This is a genomic window from Leucobacter sp. M11 (genome assembly GCF_035726885.1).
In the GTDB taxonomy this organism is placed as follows: Bacteria; Actinomycetota; Actinomycetes; order Actinomycetales; family Microbacteriaceae; genus JAPFRB01.
Genome location: NZ_JAPFRB010000004.1, coordinates 607968 through 608829, shown reverse-complemented (window position 1 = coordinate 608829; position 862 = coordinate 607968). Strand labels below are relative to the sequence as shown.

Annotated in this window: 1 protein-coding gene; it reads right to left on the bottom strand. The window is 72.9% G+C overall.

Annotated elements, in window-relative coordinates:
* A partial coding sequence (locus tag OOT08_RS15080) for a UvrD-helicase domain-containing protein (RefSeq protein ID WP_325093686.1) occupies nt 1-862 on the bottom strand: 862 nt, incomplete at both ends.

Here is an 862-nt window from a genome sequence, read left to right as displayed (position 1 = left end):
AGCCGGATCGTGTCCAGGGCGAGCGCGAGCTGGTCGGAGAACTCGATCATGCCGCGCTGGCGCTTCTCCTCCGCGAACCGGTGCGTGAGCCGCAGGATCAGCGGCGTCTTCGCGGTCGCCTCCAGCGCGTCGGTCACCGCCTTGTACTGCTTCCCGGAGATCGCCTCGGGGCCGCCGCGCAGCTCCTTCTCGTTATAGGGCAGCCGGGAGATCGTGCGGAACTCGTCGAGGAGCTGCGCAACGCGCTCCGGCCGGGTCAGGTGCTCGCTCATCGCGCGGTCGAGGGTGAGCACGAAGTCGGTGAGCTGGGTGATGCTCAGCCCGCTCTCGGTCAGCTCGGGATCGCGCTCGCCCGTCACCACGCGGCGGGCCAGTCGCCAGGCCGTGGACTGGTCGATCAGGGTGGCCCCGCCGGGCAGCCCCGCCTGGGGGCCAAACTCGGCGACGATGCCGGAGGCGAAGGAGTTGTAGGTGCTCACCTCGGGCAGGCTCAGGCCGTCCTCCAGCCCGTCGAGGACCCGGTCGAGGTGCGCCGCGCGCTCCCCCGTCTCGCCGGGGCGGCTCGCCCGCAGTGCCTCGGTGAGCGTGGCGAGGCGGCCGCGGATCCGGATGCCGAGCTCCCCCGCGGCCTTCCGGGTGAAGGTCAGGCCGAGCACCTGATCCGGGCGGAGCAGCCCGTTGACGACGAGCCAGAGCACCCGGTTCGCCATCGTCTCGGTCTTCCCGCTGCCCGCCCCCGCGACGACGAGGGTCGCCTCGCCCAGCGGGGTCTCGATGACCGCGCGCTGCTCCTCGGTCGGCGTGAGCGGGCTCTCCCCCGGCGCGGTGAGGAGCGCGGCAATGTCCGCCGCCGCGTAGCGAA